This window comes from Cognatishimia activa (genome assembly GCF_026016445.1).
Taxonomy (GTDB): domain Bacteria; phylum Pseudomonadota; class Alphaproteobacteria; order Rhodobacterales; family Rhodobacteraceae; genus Cognatishimia; species Cognatishimia activa_B.
Genome location: NZ_CP096147.1, coordinates 62,396 through 77,959 on the forward strand (window position 1 = coordinate 62,396; position 15,564 = coordinate 77,959).

The window sequence follows — 15,564 nt, forward strand, 5'->3', positions numbered from 1 at the left end:
CATGGATTTTAAACGCAGCGACTTTCCTAAGGAGTTTATCTTTGGGGCCGCAACTTCATCTTATCAGATCGAAGGCCACAAATTTGGAGGCGCAGGCAAAACGCATTGGGATAGCTTTGCAGCGACCCCAGGCAATGTCGTGAGGTCTGAGACCGGTGATTTGGCATGTGATCATTTTCACCACTATGCAAACGATTACATATTGATGAAAGAAGCGGGATTTGACGCCTATCGTTTCTCAACAAGCTGGGCGCGTGTGTTGCCTGAGGGGCGCGGAGCGCCAAACCAAGAGGGGTTGGATTTCTACGACCGGCTGGTCGACAGTATGCTGGAAAATGATCTGAAACCCTGCGCGACGCTTTATCATTGGGAGCTTCCTCAGCCTCTCGCGGACTTGGGGGGGTGGCGCAATCGCGATATTGCCAAGTGGTTTGCCGATTTTGCAGAAGTCATCATGGGCCGCATCGGGGATCGCATGTATTCGGTCGCACCGATAAACGAACCATGGTGTGTTGCTTGGCTAAGTCATTTTCTGGGTCATCATGCTCCTGGGATGCGGGATATCCGAGCGACCGCGCGTGCGATGCATCATGTGCTACTGGCGCATGGAAGCGCCATTCAGGCGATGCGCGGATTGGGTATGTCAAACCTCGGAGGCGTTTTCAATCTGGAGTGGGCAACGCCTGTTGATGGCAGCAATGTCGCTCGCGCGGCTGCAGAACTTTATGACGGCTATTACAATCGCTTCTTCCTCGGTGGCGTTTTTAAAAAGGCCTACCCAGAGAATGTTTTGATAGGTCTTGGGCCGCATATGCCTGAGAATTTCGAGGATGATTTTGATGTGATCGGTACGCCGTTGGATTGGTGTGGTTTGAATTACTACACACGTAAAATCATCGCTCCCAACGATGGAGCGTGGCCGAGTCATGAAGAAGTGCCAGGACCATTGCCGAAGACCCAGATGGATTGGGAGATTTACCCAGAGGGCCTGTACAAATTCCTAAAGCGTACGCAGGCAGAATACACGGGTGATCTGCCATTGTTAGTGACTGAAAACGGAATGGCGAATCCGGATGTCCTGACAGATGGTCGGGTAAATGATGAATCTCGGATCGAGTATCTAAATCAACACGTGGCCGCGGCAAAACAGGCCATGACCGAAGGTGTGCCGCTTCAGGGCTATATGTTCTGGTCACTTCTGGATAATTATGAATGGGCGCTGGGCTACGAAAAACGCTTTGGATTGGTTCATGTGGACTTTGAAACACTGGAACGTACGCCAAAGCTGTCTTATGAAGCCCTGAAGATAGCGCTAACATCATGACCCTGGCACGCTAGAGTCGCGGAGCTTTTATGACTGATACATACCTCGTCGCTGACATAGGTGGCACAAATACACGCGTTGGACTTGCCGATGAGTCCGGTTTGATCGCTGAAACTACGCGGCGTTTCAAGAATCGCGAAAACATCAGCTTCGTTGCGGTCCTTGAAGCTTATTTGGATGAGTTCAAGCCTGGCAAACTGCGTGGCGCCTGTGCTGGAGCAGCAGGGCCGGTCAAAGACGGCGTTGCTGACCTCACCAATTTGGACTGGCAGATCAACCGTGATTCTATGCGACAGGTTACCGGAGTGGATGTTGCGGACGTGATCAATGACCTGCCTGCACAGGGATTGGCTCTGAACGATCTAAGCGAAGACTCCACACAGGTTCTAAAACCTGGTGATGTGTCTATGGGTCCGCGTTTGGTGGTTGGGCTGGGGACGGGGTTCAATATTGTGCCCGTCCATCAAGTTGGAGACACTCTTTTGGCGCCATCCTGTGAAGCAGGTCATGAGACTTTACCTTATCGGGCGGAACAGGCTGCGCTCTGCGATTGGCTGCGAGAAGAATGCAACTACCCATCGGTCGAAGTGGCCCTTGCAGGACAGGGGATTGAAAACCTCCATGCGTTCCACGCAAAATCCAGATTGCCTGCAGCTGAGGTGGTTGCCGGGTATCACAATGGCGACGCCAACTGCCAAGCGGCTATGCGCGACTATGTGGCATTGTTGGGGGCGGTCGTTGGCGATCATGCTCTCGTTCATTTGCCTTTTGGAGGAATTTACCTGACGGGGGGCGTCTCACGGTCCGTGGCTCCCATTCTTTTTGAACTCGGCTTTGAAGCGACTTTGAAAGACAAGGGGCGGTTTTCTGATCTGGCAGGATCATTTCAGATCAATCTGATCGATGATGACTTTGCCGCTTTGAAGGGGTGTGCCCGTCATTTACGCCAGTTGGTGGCTGCGTAGCACTAACTCTCGCTAAAGATGTAAGAATTGCAAATTGCCTGCGCTCCAATCAGATTGGTCGCAATCCAAACGGAAACTCGTTGTGTGAGCTATCCGATGTGAGGGCAGGCGATGAAGTTGGACTGGACACCAGTTCGAAATGAATTGGCGAAATGGCGTCGAGAAGGCCTCATGCTACCCATTTGGTGGCGTGATGATGACGCGACTGAGCCAACGGTCAAATTGGATCAGCTGATCCATATATCTGAAAAAATTGAGGTGCCATTGCACCTAGCCGTTATTCCGCGAGAAGCGACGCGCGCTTTGGGTGATCTGGTGTCTGACAATGAGATGGTCATCCCGGTGGTTCACGGTTGGTCCCACACCAATCATGAGGCACCAAAAGAGACGAAGTGCGAATTTGGAGAAGGCCGTTCCATCGAAACGCGTCGAGAGGAGGCGGCAGAAGGTCTGCGGCGTATTCAAACACTAATGGGTGATCGTGTGGCATCGATGTTTGTGCCACCTTGGAACCGCGTGCCGACCAGCTTTCTTCCAATATTGAAGGAGGTGGGCTATTCATGTTTCTCAACGTGTAACCCGCGATCGGAAGCAGAACCGATACCTGGATTGCTGCAGATAAACACACATATCGATCCGCTTTATTGGCGCCCATCCAAGAGGCTCTCCCACCCAGAATTGATCGTCGATAAGATCACTAATCTGTTGAAGCAAAGGCGTCAGGGTAAGACTGACAATTCAGAGCCATTTGGCCTCTTAACGCATCATCTCGCACATGAGCCTCAGGTTTGGGAGTTCTGCAATCAGTTTTGGCAGGAACTTTTGGAAGGACCTACAGAGGTTTATCGCGTCAGGTAACAGCGCTTCTAGGCTTGCGTCTTACCACAGTGCTTTCTAACAGTACTGCATGACGCAACCGACGAAATCGACAATTTCAGATCAAATCACGCAAGCGCTGACCGATCAAATCGTGCGTGGTGAATTGGCGTCGGACGAAAAACTGCGGCAGGACCATATCGCGAGGGAATTTAACACCAGCCACGTTCCGGTGCGCGAAGCGCTGCTGCGCCTTGAAGCGCGTGGTTTGGCCGTGAGCCAGCCTCGGAGAGGTGTACGCGTTGCGCCGTTTGATCCTGCAGATATGGTGGAAATTCGAGAAATGCGTTTAGCGTTGGAGCCGGTTGCGCTTCGGCACTCGATTTCGAACCTAACACCAAAACAACGTGCAGACGCCGAAGCAGCTCGCGTGGCCTGCGATGAAGCGCAGGATATTGTGGAATGGGATCTGGAGAACCGTGCCTTCCATTTGGCCATTTTGGCGGGATGTAATATGCCGCGGCTGTTGTCTGAAATCAGCGATCTACAGGTATTATCCGCGCGGCATCTACTGGCAACTTTCTCCAAAAGCTGGATGCGGCGCACAGACCGCGATCATAGTGCAATTATGCAGGCCATTCGCACCAAAGATACGGAAACAGCAGTGTCCGTTCTGCAAAGACACTTATCGCGGCTGGCTTAAGCCTTCTGCGCCAAGATCCACACCGGATCGTAAGTGAGAGGCAGACCTTCATTGGTACCAAAGCGCTCTGCGTATTCCGTTTCGAACCCTTGCAAGTCCTGAGTCGTCCAAGACCGATTGGTGGCGCCGTTCACACCAGTGTCCCGAAGGTGTTTTAAAAGCGAAAGTGCGCTTGGAAACCATTCGGTTGTTTGGGCTTGAGACAGATGTCGAATGGTCATGTTTTGAGGCAATATAAATCGCCAATCCGCGGCATCCATATAGTTCGGGGCAGCTGCAGTTGAACCCAAGGCACGGAGCTCATGGAATTGCTTGTGCCCAAACCCGGAAACGGCCAGCCAACCGCCGGGTGCAAGGACGTCAGAGAAACGTTCAAGCAAGGATGGCAGGTCTTCGACCCACTGCACGGTGCTTGCTGAACAGATGAGGTCGAGGTTTTGTGGCAGCGCCATGCTTTCAATTGGTCCACCAATGAACGCTGCACCTCTTGGCGCAAACTCAGCACAATCGCTGACCAGATCATTCAAATATAGGTGGTCTATCTTAGAGTTTTTGATCAGCACACGTGTCAGATGGCCGGTGCCGATGCCAAACTCTAATGCGCTGTTCATGTGATGTGGCAGATGCTGTGCCATCAAACCAGACAGGCGCTGCGCGATTTGGGCCTGTTGGGTTGCACTGTCGTGGTAAGTTTTAAGCCCACGTTGGAAACTCTGCGCCACTTTGCTGATCTGCATGGTCTGGTTCATATCCTTCATGCAATGACCTCCTGCCAGCTGTCCCAGGCGGAAAAGGGCACATGTGGCGCGTCAATAGATCGGATGACATCTTCTTGTCCACAAAAGGCGCGCGCAAGGTTTGCAGGTGGGAAAATCCGATCTTTTTGACTGATCCATATACGATCAAATGTGGGGCAACTGGCCGGACCGCGTTGCCGCACAGCTGCGAGTTCCTCTGTCCGGGCTGCGACATCAATCGCAATGTCTGGCTGTTTTTCACCGTAACAAAGTGCCGCGAAGCTTTGGAAATTTTCCTGAGACATCCCATTCTGCGTTTTCTGATAAACCATAGGCGGGATTCCCATACGACGATCCACGGGCGACGGGCTGCCGTTGATGGCAACAGTGCGATCGAACTGAGCCCTTTCGGCTGGGCAGAGATGTGCAAATGCCGACACGCCAAAGGAGTAAGCGACGGCAGTGCGGTTCTGATAGGAGGAGAGGTCTGGCAGGCCATCGAGATCACGATAATCATCGACAAACAAAACGTCTTGGGGACCCGAGAGATGAGCAAACATCTCCGCCCCCAAAGCCCAGCCGCCAAAGACGACGATGAGGTCGTTGTGACCATTATGTTTAAGCCAAACCGACTCCATTAAAGCACCTTTGCCAGCTTTAAGAGGGCAGCGGTGATCTGGCTGATTTCATCTTCGGAACAGATGAACGGCGGCATGGAGTAGATGTTTTTTGCAAAGGGTCGAAGGTAAACACCGTTTTCTTTTGCAAGGCCATGGGCGACATCTGCGCTAACGGTGTGGTCCATCTCGATCACGGCAATACCGCCGAGTACGCGGACGTCTTCAACGCCTTTGAAGGACTTGGCCGGAGCAAGTTCCTCGCTCATTTGCGCCTCAATCCGCTGCGTCTGACGGACCCAGCCTCCTTCCGATAGGATGTCCAAAGATGCCTTCGCAGCCACGCAAGCCAGTGGATTGCCCATGAAGGTCGGCCCGTGCATGAAGATGCCCGGTTCGCCGTGTCCGATCCCTTCTGCGACTCGGTCATTGGTCATTGTGCAGGCGAAACTGATGTGCCCACCAGTCAGTGCTTTCCCGAGACACAGAATGTCTGGCTCAATATTTGTGTGGTCCGTGCCAAACATCTGGCCGGTGCGGCCAAAACCCGTGGCGATCTCATCAAAGATCAACAGCACGCCATGCTCATCGCAAATGGCACGTGCCTGATTAAGGAATTCCGGGTGATAGAAATACATTCCACCCGTGCCCTGCACCACGGGTTCCAAAATGAATGCTGCGATGTCGTTGTGCTTTTCTAACGTTTCACGCAGTGCTGCCAGGCCATTTTCGGCCTCGTCTGGGTTCCAGTCTTCGTCGATGCGAATCTTTGGTTTGTCGATGAAATACTGGATCGACAAAGCACCCTGAAAAAGATGGTGCATACCGGTGACTGGATCGCACACGCTCATCGCTTTCCAGGTGTCGCCGTGGTAGCCGGAACGGATCGTCACGAATTTTGAGCGCTGCGTCTGGCTGACAGAATACTGGTACTGTACGGCCATTTTCATGCCGACTTCAACAGCCACGGATCCGCTATCGCAGTAGAAAATGCGTTGCATGGAAGGCGGCGACATTTCCAGCAACTTTCGCCCAAGCTCAATCGCAGGGTCATGGGTAAGGCCGCCGAACATAACATGGGGCAGCTTGTCGAGTTGCGCGTGTATTGCACCGGTAATGCGCGGGTTTCTGTGGCCGTGCAGCATGCACCACCAGCTCGACATGGCATCAATCACACGCGCGCCGTCGTCCAGTGTCAGCCATGCACCTTCGGCCTCGGTGACCCGGAAGGTCGGTCCGGGTTTGGCAACATTGGTGTAGGGATGCCAAAGGTGATGTTGGTCGAATTCGAGCGGGGTCATGCCATTGCCCTGCGGATGGTTTCGACGTCGATGTCTTCAAAGGCGGTTGCCAACGTCTCGGATGTCAGGGGATCAAGGCGCGGAAGGCGGCCAAGGTGCTGGGTCTCGCCAAATTGGACAATGGTCTCCTCGACTTCGGGCTCGGCGTCACCGATGAAGGCGACGCCCACCACAGGACATCCGGCCGCTTTGAGGGCGCGCAGAGATAAAAGACTATGGTTGATGGTGCCAAGTTGGGTGCAGGCACAGAGCACAACAGGGTATTGCCAGGTGGAAATCAGGTCGATGTAGAGAATCTCGCGATTGAGCGGTACCAATAGACCGCCAGCGCCCTCAATGACCATCGGTGACATGGTGCTTGGGAGAACAATTGCCGCAGGATCAATTGTGAGCCCTTCGGCCTCGGCGGCCAAATGCGGAGAGGCTGGTTTCTTCAGGCGGACAAGTTCCGGCAGGGTAGGGCGGCCAGTCAGGCGAGCAACTGTTTCACTGTCCGTTTCGCCTTCTAACCCGGATTGCACAGGTTTGAGGTACTCAGCGCCCAAAGCCTGCGTAAGGCCTGCGGCAAAGACGGTTTTCCCGATATCAGTGTCTGTTCCTGCTACGACAACTCTAGGCATGTTTGGTCTCCAGTAAGTCGGCGAGGTCAGTGAACATTTGAGTGATGATTTCCGGTGTCACATTGTTGGTGATCGAAATTCTTAGACGCGAGGTCCCACGGGGCACGGTCGGTGGGCGAATGCCACGGATGTCGTAACCCTTGGCCTGAAGCGCTGCGGCTATTTCCATGGTGCGGGCATCATCGCCGATGATCACAGGGAGGATTTGGGATTGAAATCCTTCAAGCCCACAAAGCCGAGCGGCTTCCCGATGCGCGTGGGCCACCGTGTCATGCGCGCGGCGCTGCAGCTCGGGGTTCTCTGCGAGGCATCTCAGGGCGGCACGCACGAGCGCGGCGTTCAAAGGTGATGGTGCGGTTGCAAAGATGAAGCCGCGGGCTTTGTTGATCAGAGTTTCAATCAGTGCCGCGTGCCCACAAATCAAAGCGCCGGACACGCCGAGGCCTTTGCCGCACGTATGCAGCGTTAGAAGTTTTGGGTGATGGGCGAAAGCGTGCGTGAGGCCGAGACCTGACGGGCCATGAATGCCTGTGGCATGGGCTTCATCGGCCACTAAAACTGCGTCGTGTTTATTGGCGAGTTCCGCGAAGTCGGCGGCAGGGGCCAGATCACCGTCCATGGAATAAACGGTTTCAATCGCGATCCAAATACGTCCTGCGAAGCCCTCGGCCTTTACTGCTTCGATCTTTTCAGCAGCATCGGCAACGTCGTTGTGGCCAAAGGCCTGCGTTTTTGCGCGGCCGAGTTTCATGCCGTCATGCGCGGAGGCGTGGATCAACTCATCATGTAGAATGATGTCTTCATGCCCAGGAAGCGTGGAGAAAATTGCGGTGTTGGCTTGGAAGCCACCGCCCATGAACAGCGCCCGTTCAGTGCCAAAAAGCGTCGCGGCTTCTTGCTCCAAAACTGCATGTTCCTTGTCATTCCCGCGCAGCAGCCGCGACCCGCCAGCGCCGACCGGAACGCCACGCGCCAAAGCTTCTTGCGCGGCGTCACGCAGAAGGTCGGAGCCAGCCAGCCCAAGATAGTCATTTGACGCGAAATCATGCCCCGCGCGGGGCATGAGGCTGCGATAGCGGGATCGCTTTTTTAACTGATCCAGAGCGCCTTGGTGTCTTGGGAAGGGCTGGGTGAAGACGGTCATCGCGACCCGTCACACCCCGCTTCCATCGCGGTGATGCCCAGTTTGTCAAAGAGAACGCTATCTTTGTCTTCTTCCGGGTTGTCTGCGGTCAACAGCGTCTCGCCGACAAATATTGAGTTTGCACCGGCAAAGAAACACATGGCCTGCATCTCATCCGTCATATCGGTGCGACCCGCGGAAAGGCGCACGTGGGACTTTGGCATCAGGATGCGCGCGAGTGCAATGGTGCGCACGAACTCAATTGGGTCAAGTTTCTCAACATCCGCCAGGGGCGTATCCGCAATTGGGATCAGCATGTTCACCGGAACAGAATCTGGGTGCTCTTTCAGCGTCGCCAGCGCCAGCAGCATATCCACACGGTCCATCTGCTTTTCACCCATGCCAACGATGCCACCTGCGCAAACCTTGATGCCCGCTTCGCGCACGCGGTTCAGCGTGTCGATACGGTCTGCGAAGGTGCGGGTGGTGATGATTTCTGAATAGTAACGTTCAGACGTGTCGATGTTGTGGTTGTAGTAATCAAGACCGGACTCTTTGAGGCGGAAAATCTGGTCATCTTCCAACATGCCCAAAGTCATGCAGGTTTCCATGCCAAGGTCTTTAACACCCTTCACCATGGCTTCCAGAACGTCCATGTCACGGTCTTTAGGAGAGCGCCATGCCGCCCCCATGCAATATCGGGTTGCGCCGCCTTCCTTAGCTTTCCGCGCTTCAGATAGAACACGTTCAACTTCGATCAGTTTGGATGCTGAGAGTTTTGCGCCATTGCGGGCAGATTGAGAGCAATAAGCGCAGTCTTCTGCGCAGCCGCCAGTCTTGATGCTGAGCAGCTTGGAGCGTTGCACCTGATTTGGGTCAAAATGCGCGCGGTGTACGGTATGTGCTCTAAAGAGCAAATCCATAAAGGGCAGATTGTAGATGGCGTCGGCCTCTTCGCGGGTCCAGTCGGTGCGGAGTTCGGCGGAATTGTCTAGCATGGGCTCACTTTATAGATAATTTTGATTCAGACGGCTTACTCGAGGTCTTTTTTATCTATTTTTAAATTTGGATCAAGCTTTCATACTCATGTAACGCGGCGGAAGTGGCAATTCGACGCCTCATTAGTCAAGCGCAGGGGGGACCAAGATGCGTAGAGAGTTATTTTTTGAGGAGGTTGGAGGCTTTGTTCCGAAGTGTTTAGATAGGATGACACGGCACGCGTTGCGGATGTCATCCTGGAAATCATGATAAAGTAAAAAGTCGATCTCGCCCGTCCCAAGCAGGGCTTGGTTGTCAGGTTCCAGATCATGTGCAATGACGATTTGGGGTCGAATCCCTTGCTGTGCCAGCGCATCAAGGATGGCGCGATTGCTGCCGCCAATGGAATACAGTGCGTCAATCCTTTGCATCGTGGCGATAGAAGAGATCTGCTCTAGAAATCGCGGGCGATCGCGGCCTTCAACCAATTCCAGTACCTCTGCATCGGGGCGACGCCCGGTGAAGGCCTGCCGAAATCCTTCCGCACGATCTTCTTCGCCTTTGAACCTTTCGTTGCGCAATGTCATGAGCACCGTGGGTTCTGCGACAGAAGCCAACCATTTATTCGCGACCCAAGCTGCGGTTCCACCGGCTCGGCGGTTGTTGAGGCCAACATAGGCCGTGCGGTTGGTGTCTTCCAAATCCGTGGCAAGCGTCACAACGGGGATTTTTGCCGCCTCCAGTCTATCCACCATGGTTTTGATGCGATCTGCGGCGGGAGACATAAGAATGACACCGTCGCTGCCGCGCCTGAGGACTTGTTCCAACCGTTTTTCCAAGTCCGCGACTGGGAAGCGCATGCGCAGATCGGACCGAAACCGAATAACAGCCGGGCGCATTAAAGGAAGCTCGCTCCGACAGGCGGTTTCCAAAGCTTCGATAAACGTTTGAGGCGCTTCTACCACAAGGTCCACAAGGATCTTACGGCCCGTCATGGCCAATTGCTGGCGCTGTTCTTCCAGCGCGACGATGGCTTGTTGCACGCGATCAATGGTCTGCTGACGTACGTTTCCGCGCCGGTTCAATACGCGATCAACCGTTGCAGGACCGAGGCCTGCCTGCAGGGCGATGTCTTTGATTAAAAACCGATGGGCCATAATGATGTGTTTTTGATGGTCTTCGAGCGCTGCGCTGACCCTATCGCCGATTATGTTTTCAGGCAAATGCAACGCGTCTGGGGAGGAAACGGACGATGCAAGAACAGGTTTGGTTGGATGACACATCCTGTGATTTGGGGGAATTCGCGCGGCATGTCTCGCAGGTCACAAAGGCGGCGGATTATCCTCACGCAATAGAAATTGCGAAGAACATTCCCGTCTACGACGGAGCCGCGCTTGTTGCTCAAAACGAGACGGATGAGGACTGGAAACCTGTCATGGCGGAGTGGAACCGGGCTTTCGCGTCGGGGCCGGGTATCATTGCCATTCGACGTGGGTACACGGACACGCAGTTGATTGATGACGTCACCGAAGTTCTAAACAGCATTATTGCCGAAGAAGAGGCAGATGGCGCTGGGCAGGGGGACCACTTTGCGGCGGCAGGTGCCAATAGCCGTGTCTGGAACGCGCATGAGAAGCTGGGGGTGAAATCTCCTGAATTGTTTGTGCGTTACAACGCCAATGAATGTGTGCGCCGTGCCAGTGAGGCGTGGCTTGGCACAGGCTATCAAATCACGACACAGGCCAATGTTGTACGCCCTGGTGGCAAAGCGCAAACTGCGCATCGGGATTACCATATGGGCTTTCAGTCCAGTGAAGACCTCAAGACCTATCCGGCCACGCAGCACGCGCTGTCTGCGCAACTGACACTGCAAGGGGCTGTGGCCCACTGTGATATGCCGCTGGTATCAGGGCCAACCAAACTGCTGCCGTATTCGCAAAGCTATTTGCCGGGATATCTCGCGGTTCTGCGAGATGATTTTAGGGGCTTCTTTGAAGAGAACTATGTGCAGATGCCGCTCCGGAAGGGCGATCTGCTGTTCTTCAATCCAGCGACATTCCACGCAGCAGGGGAAAACACCAGCAGCGACATTCAGCGTTTTGCTAACTTGATGCAGGTTGGGTCGGCCTATGGAAGATCCATTGAGATTGTCGATCGGGCGCGCTTGTCACAGGCGGTCTATGCGGATTTATCAGCCGCCGCGGTACAAGGACAGTTGACGCCCCGTGAAGTCGACAACGTTGTGGCGGCCAGTGCCGAAGGGTATCCGTTCCCGGCCAATCTAGACATCGACTCTCCGTTGTCGGGCATGGCGCCACCAAGCCAGCAAGACGTGATGCGTCAGGCTCTTGTCGAAGGCTGGGGGCCAGAGGCATTTGCTCAGGCGATTGCGGAACAATTGGAGCGAAAACGCTCCCATTAAGTGGCAAGTCTATTGGCAAGACGGGCGTTTCCACCTAGGGACGCTGCATGACTTCAGCGACCAAAATGCCCGTCTTCCTTGCTTGCCCTCCGGGGCTTGAAAAGACCCTACAGGCCGAAACACGGCGTCTGGGTTGGAAAAAGGCGCGATCCACGCCGGGCGGTGTCGAGTTTTTTGGCGACTGGACGGATGTCTGGCGCGCTAATCTGGAATTGCGCGGCGCAACGCGGGTTTTGGTGCGGATCGGTTCGTTCTCGGCGATACACTTATCGGAATTGGATAAGAGGGCACGGAAATTTGCTTGGGGCAATGTCTTGCGCGCAGACGTTCCGGTTCGGGTTGAGGCAGATTGCAAACGCTCCAAGATCTACCACGAAGGCGCCGCCAAAGAGCGGGTCGAGCGCGCTATTACTGAAGAGCTTGGTGCACCGATTTCGGCGGACGCGCTTGTCACTGTCAGGGTTCGGATCGAAAACAATCAAGTGACGCTCAGCATCGACAGTTCGGGAGAGCTCTTGCACAAGCGCGGCCATAAGGCAGCCGTTGGCAAGGCGCCGATGCGTGAAACGCTGGCGGCTTTGTTTTTGCAAGAGTGCGGATTTGACGGATCGCAGCCCATCTATGATCCTGTGTGTGGCTCTGGAACCTTTGTGATTGAAGCCGCGGAAATGGCGCTGGGTTTACAGGCTGGTCGGGCGCGCGAATTTGCTTTTGAACATTTGGCGACGTTTGATGCTGAAAAATTCGCGGAGCTGAAATCGGATAGTCAAGAAAGCACGGACCTTCAGTTCTATGGCTCTGATCGAAATGCAGGGGCGATCGAAAATGCGAGGGCCAATGCGGCGCGTGCTGGTGTCAGTGACATCTGCGTCTTCCGCCAAGCCGCCATCAGCGACATTGAGTGCCCGGATGGTCCTGCAGGAATTGTGATTGTGAACCCGCCCTACGGTTCGCGGATTGGGGATAAGAAGCAGCTGTTCGGGCTCTATGCCGCGATGGGCAAGCGCCTGAAAGAAGCGTTCAAGGGTTGGACCGTTGGGATTATTACAACTGACGCGGACCTTGCCCGCGCAACAGGGTTGCCAGACCTGCAAAATGGGCCGCCGATTCCGCATGGCGGCCTTAAGGTAAAGCTTTTTCAAGCCGGTCCGCTCTAGGCTTTTTCTGCGGATGCGGTCTGAGTAGCGAGGTTGAAGCGTCTAACCTCGTGGAATTGCCCCTGCTGGTCTTCGCCAGCGAGGGTCAGGTCGGCGATCTGAAACGGGATTGGCAAGACATTTGCCAAGGCGGGTTCTAGGATGTCGTGCACGGTCTTGGCGAGGTTTGGTTGCAAGCGCCCGGTCAAGGTCAGGTGGAACCGGAATTCCTCCATCACATAGGGGTACCCCCATTCCATCAGATAGGCGTCCTGACGATCAGAGAGGTTGGCTTTGCGTCGTTTGGCAAGCTCGGCATCTGTTGGTGGTGCACGGAATGCATCCAGAGACCGCACTACTTTTGATGCCAGTTCCGCGAGAGGCCTTGTCTCGCCGATTACCGTTAGCGCGAGAAACCGCCCAATTTGGGTCAGTTCCAATCCTTCCAGAGTGAGAGCATCAAGATTTCTGCACAGCCTTTCGGTGGCGGATGCAAGTTGTTCAACTGTTTTTCCTTCGGCCAATCTAAACGGGGGTTTGATCGTGCCGTGAAAGCCATATTTCCGCGGATTCTTGGTCAGGCTGCTGATATCTTCGTCAAGACCGCGGATGGGCGGATGATCAACGGGCTGACCCGAAGCAACATCCCAGCCGAGCCAAGCCGCGCCGAAGTCGGCCAATGGGCCCGCAGGTGCAGTGTAATAGATCGCGTATCGTTGAAAATCCATGTTCCCTCCGCTGGGTCAGGCTTAGTGTAAACGCTCGCCTCCTGCCAGATGGGCGTGACAATAGGATGACAGTTTCTTCGGAAAACCCGATCAGACCAGTCGATGTCCGATAGGAGTCCAGTCGTCGCCTCGACTTGCGCATGCCTTCTTTTGTTGCTACTTGAGCGCCATCCGTTGGGGTGCTTCAATGCAAGCTGAGAGGCGATAGCCAACCCATCGAACCTGATCCGGTCAGCACCGGCGGAGGGAACGGAACCACGGCTTGGCAGACGCCCCGACTAGGATCCCCCTCAGCTAAATGACCAAAACGGCGGAGGGAACGGTATGGCCAAAGCGGCTTTGACAATTGCGGGATCTGATAGCGGCGGCGGTGCTGGCATTCAGGCTGATCTCAAGACATTTTCCGCGCTGGGCGTATTTGGTACCAGTGCCATCACGGCGATCACGGCTCAAAACACTCAAGATGTGACTGCAGTTGAACCGATTTCCAACGAAGTCGTGGCGGCGCAGATCAAGGCTGTTCTCGATGACATCGACATCCATGCGGTGAAAATCGGCATGTTGGGGTCTCCGGCATTGATCGAGACCGTGGCGAGCTCTTTGGAAGGATTTGAAGGCCCAGTTGTGCTTGATCCGGTCATGCTGTCGAAGTCCGGCGTTGCATTGCTGCCCGATGATGCGGTGGATGCGCTGGTGTCGATCCTTCTGCCGCGTGCGACAGTGCTCACACCAAATCTACCGGAAGCAGCAAAGATACTCGGAGAGGACGAGGCCGTTGGCGACGATGCGGTCTTAGCACAGGGCCATCGTATTTTGGAGCTTGGTGCAAAGGCGGTTGTCATGAAAGGCGGCCACGCTGAGGGTGAAACCTGCCGAGACTGGTTGGTGACTTCCGAAGCTGCGATGCATCTGGACGCGCCGCGCATTGAAACACGCAATACGCATGGTACGGGCTGCACACTGTCGTCAGCCATTGCAGCTGAACTGGCCAAAGGGGTTGATCTGGAAGCGGCGCTGACACGCGCGCATGGCTGGCTGCATGGCGCAATCAAAGCCGCGGATCAAATCGACATCGGTCACGGTCATGGGCCGGTTCATCATTTCCACGAGGTCTGGTCGTGAGTAAGACCGTCACCATTCTTGGCTCCGGGGTCGTCGGGCTGACGGTTGCTGCCGAGCTGCACAAACGTGGCTGCAAAGTGACTGTCATCGATCCGAACGGTGCGCCGGGACCGCATGGATGCTCATGGTGGGCCGGTGGCATGCTAGCTGCCGATTGCGAAGGAGAAGTCGCCGAAGAAATCGTGGTGCGCCTTGGTCGTGAAGCGGCTGAATGGTGGCAATCCATGGGCGCGGCACTGACCTTCAAGGGCTCCGTGGTTGTGGCGCTTGGTCGAGACCGCCAGGAACTGGACCGATTTGCACGCCGCACAGAGAACCATGAGATGCTTGGCAAAGCAGCGCTGGGCGAGATCGAGCCATACCTGGCAGAACGTTTTGAACGCGCGCTCTATATGGGTTCTGAATCCCACCTAAATCCGCGCCCCACTCTGTTGGCGCTGCGCGAGCGTCTCTCCAATGAGGGCGTCGTTTTTGTTGCCGAAGGTGAATCCAAAGGGCAGGTCATTGACTGCCGGGGGCTGGCCGCAACAGGTGATCTGCCAGAGCTACGCGGTGTGAAGGGTGAGATGGTTATCCTGCGTACGTCTGATGTGACGTTGGATCGTCCTGTGCGCCTCTTGCATCCGCGGTTCCCGCTTTACATCGTCCCGCGTGGCGACGGTGTCTTTATGCTCGGCGCTACTCAGATCGAAAGCGGCGAACGCAGCCGGGCGACCGTGCGCTCTGTGGTGGAACTGCTAAACGCAGCCTATGCGCTGCACCCGGCCTTCGGCGAAGCAGAACTGTTGGAAATCGGCGTCGACGCGCGCCCAGCATTTCCGGACAACCTGCCTCGGATCACCGGAAAAGACGGCAAAATTTACGTAAACGGGTTGTTCCGTCACGGTTACCTGCTGGCCCCCGCGATGGCGCGGATGGTGGGCGAGTTGGTTGTGGACGGGAAAACCCCTGAAGTTTGGCATGAGGCCTGAA

The 15,564-nt window shown here is 55.1% G+C and carries 16 protein-coding genes and 1 riboswitch; of the genes, 8 read left to right on the forward strand and 8 right to left on the reverse strand.

From position 1 onward, the window contains the following. The first annotated feature begins 1 nt into the window (after nt 1). The 4 genes from M0D42_RS00280 to M0D42_RS00295 all read left to right on the forward strand — a co-directional run bounded on the left by M0D42_RS00280 (nt 2) and on the right by M0D42_RS00295 (nt 3,808). Nucleotides 2-1,324, forward strand: a complete 1,323-nt coding sequence (locus M0D42_RS00280) for a GH1 family beta-glucosidase (protein WP_265019630.1) — start codon at nt 2-4, stop codon at nt 1,322-1,324. Between the two features lie 29 nt (nt 1,325-1,353). After that, the gene (locus M0D42_RS00285) at nt 1,354-2,289 is read left to right on the forward strand and encodes a glucokinase (protein ID WP_265019631.1); all 936 of its coding nucleotides are present in this window, start codon (nt 1,354-1,356) and stop codon (nt 2,287-2,289) included. A gap of 111 nt (nt 2,290-2,400) precedes the next feature. Further along, nucleotides 2,401-3,147: a polysaccharide deacetylase family protein gene (locus M0D42_RS00290; protein ID WP_265019632.1), complete on the forward strand. Its 747-nt coding sequence runs from the start codon at nt 2,401-2,403 to the stop codon at nt 3,145-3,147. Between the two features lie 49 nt (nt 3,148-3,196). Beyond that, nucleotides 3,197-3,808: a GntR family transcriptional regulator gene (locus M0D42_RS00295; protein WP_265019633.1), complete on the forward strand. Its 612-nt coding sequence runs from the start codon at nt 3,197-3,199 to the stop codon at nt 3,806-3,808. Here the strand turns inward: M0D42_RS00295 and M0D42_RS00300 are convergent. From M0D42_RS00300 to M0D42_RS00330, 7 genes are all read right to left on the reverse strand, one after another. Continuing rightward, nucleotides 3,805-4,566 carry a methyltransferase domain-containing protein gene (locus M0D42_RS00300; RefSeq protein ID WP_265019634.1) on the reverse strand — a complete coding sequence of 254 codons (762 nt, stop codon included), beginning with the start codon at nt 4,564-4,566 and terminating at the stop codon, nt 3,805-3,807. The two genes, M0D42_RS00295 and M0D42_RS00300, sit on opposite strands and share 4 nt — an antisense overlap. Further along, nucleotides 4,563-5,183 (reverse strand): pimeloyl-ACP methyl esterase BioG family protein, encoded by a 621-nt coding sequence (locus M0D42_RS00305; protein WP_265019635.1) that lies wholly within the window; start codon nt 5,181-5,183, stop codon nt 4,563-4,565. The genes M0D42_RS00300 and M0D42_RS00305 overlap by 4 nt, the downstream gene beginning before the upstream one ends. Then, the gene (gene bioA / locus M0D42_RS00310) at nt 5,183-6,463 is read right to left on the reverse strand and encodes an adenosylmethionine--8-amino-7-oxononanoate transaminase (protein WP_265019636.1); all 1,281 of its coding nucleotides are present in this window, start codon (nt 6,461-6,463) and stop codon (nt 5,183-5,185) included. The genes M0D42_RS00305 and bioA overlap by 1 nt, the downstream gene beginning before the upstream one ends. Beyond that, entirely contained in the window at nt 6,460-7,083 is a 624-nt protein-coding gene (gene bioD, locus M0D42_RS00315) for a dethiobiotin synthase (protein ID WP_265019637.1), read from the reverse strand. Before bioD ends, bioA begins: the two co-directional genes overlap by 4 nt. Continuing rightward, a complete protein-coding gene (locus M0D42_RS00320) occupies nt 7,076-8,227 on the reverse strand; it encodes an 8-amino-7-oxononanoate synthase (RefSeq protein WP_265019638.1) in 1,152 nt (383 codons plus the stop codon). The genes bioD and M0D42_RS00320 overlap by 8 nt, the downstream gene beginning before the upstream one ends. After that, entirely contained in the window at nt 8,224-9,204 is a 981-nt protein-coding gene (bioB, locus tag M0D42_RS00325) for a biotin synthase BioB (RefSeq protein ID WP_265019639.1), read from the reverse strand. Before bioB ends, M0D42_RS00320 begins: the two co-directional genes overlap by 4 nt. A gap of 123 nt (nt 9,205-9,327) precedes the next feature. Continuing rightward, nucleotides 9,328-10,407 (reverse strand): LacI family DNA-binding transcriptional regulator, encoded by a 1,080-nt coding sequence (locus M0D42_RS00330; protein ID WP_265019640.1) that lies wholly within the window; start codon nt 10,405-10,407, stop codon nt 9,328-9,330. A gap of 29 nt (nt 10,408-10,436) precedes the next feature. On the opposite strand from M0D42_RS00330, the gene M0D42_RS00335 reads away from it, so the two are divergent. After that, nucleotides 10,437-11,606, forward strand: coding sequence for a phytanoyl-CoA dioxygenase family protein (locus M0D42_RS00335; protein WP_265019641.1), 1,170 nt, complete (start codon nt 10,437-10,439; stop codon nt 11,604-11,606). Between the two features lie 47 nt (nt 11,607-11,653). Then, nucleotides 11,654-12,763: a THUMP domain-containing class I SAM-dependent RNA methyltransferase gene (locus M0D42_RS00340; protein WP_265019642.1), complete on the forward strand. Its 1,110-nt coding sequence runs from the start codon at nt 11,654-11,656 to the stop codon at nt 12,761-12,763. Here the strand turns inward: M0D42_RS00340 and M0D42_RS00345 are convergent. Then, nucleotides 12,760-13,470: a DUF1045 domain-containing protein gene (locus M0D42_RS00345; protein WP_265019643.1), complete on the reverse strand. Its 711-nt coding sequence runs from the start codon at nt 13,468-13,470 to the stop codon at nt 12,760-12,762. The genes M0D42_RS00340 and M0D42_RS00345 overlap by 4 nt on opposite strands. Before the next feature lie 165 nt (nt 13,471-13,635). Then, nucleotides 13,636-13,736, forward strand: a riboswitch (TPP riboswitch). 58 nt (nt 13,737-13,794) lie between these two features. On the opposite strand from M0D42_RS00345, the gene thiD reads away from it, so the two are divergent. Continuing rightward, nucleotides 13,795-14,592, forward strand: coding sequence for a bifunctional hydroxymethylpyrimidine kinase/phosphomethylpyrimidine kinase (gene thiD, locus M0D42_RS00350; protein ID WP_265019644.1), 798 nt, complete (start codon nt 13,795-13,797; stop codon nt 14,590-14,592). Further along, complete coding sequence (locus tag M0D42_RS00355; protein WP_330221192.1) at nt 14,502-15,563, forward strand: FAD-dependent oxidoreductase; 1,062 nt, start codon at nt 14,502-14,504, stop codon at nt 15,561-15,563. The genes thiD and M0D42_RS00355 overlap by 91 nt, the downstream gene beginning before the upstream one ends. Nucleotide 15,564: the final 1 nt, after the last annotated feature.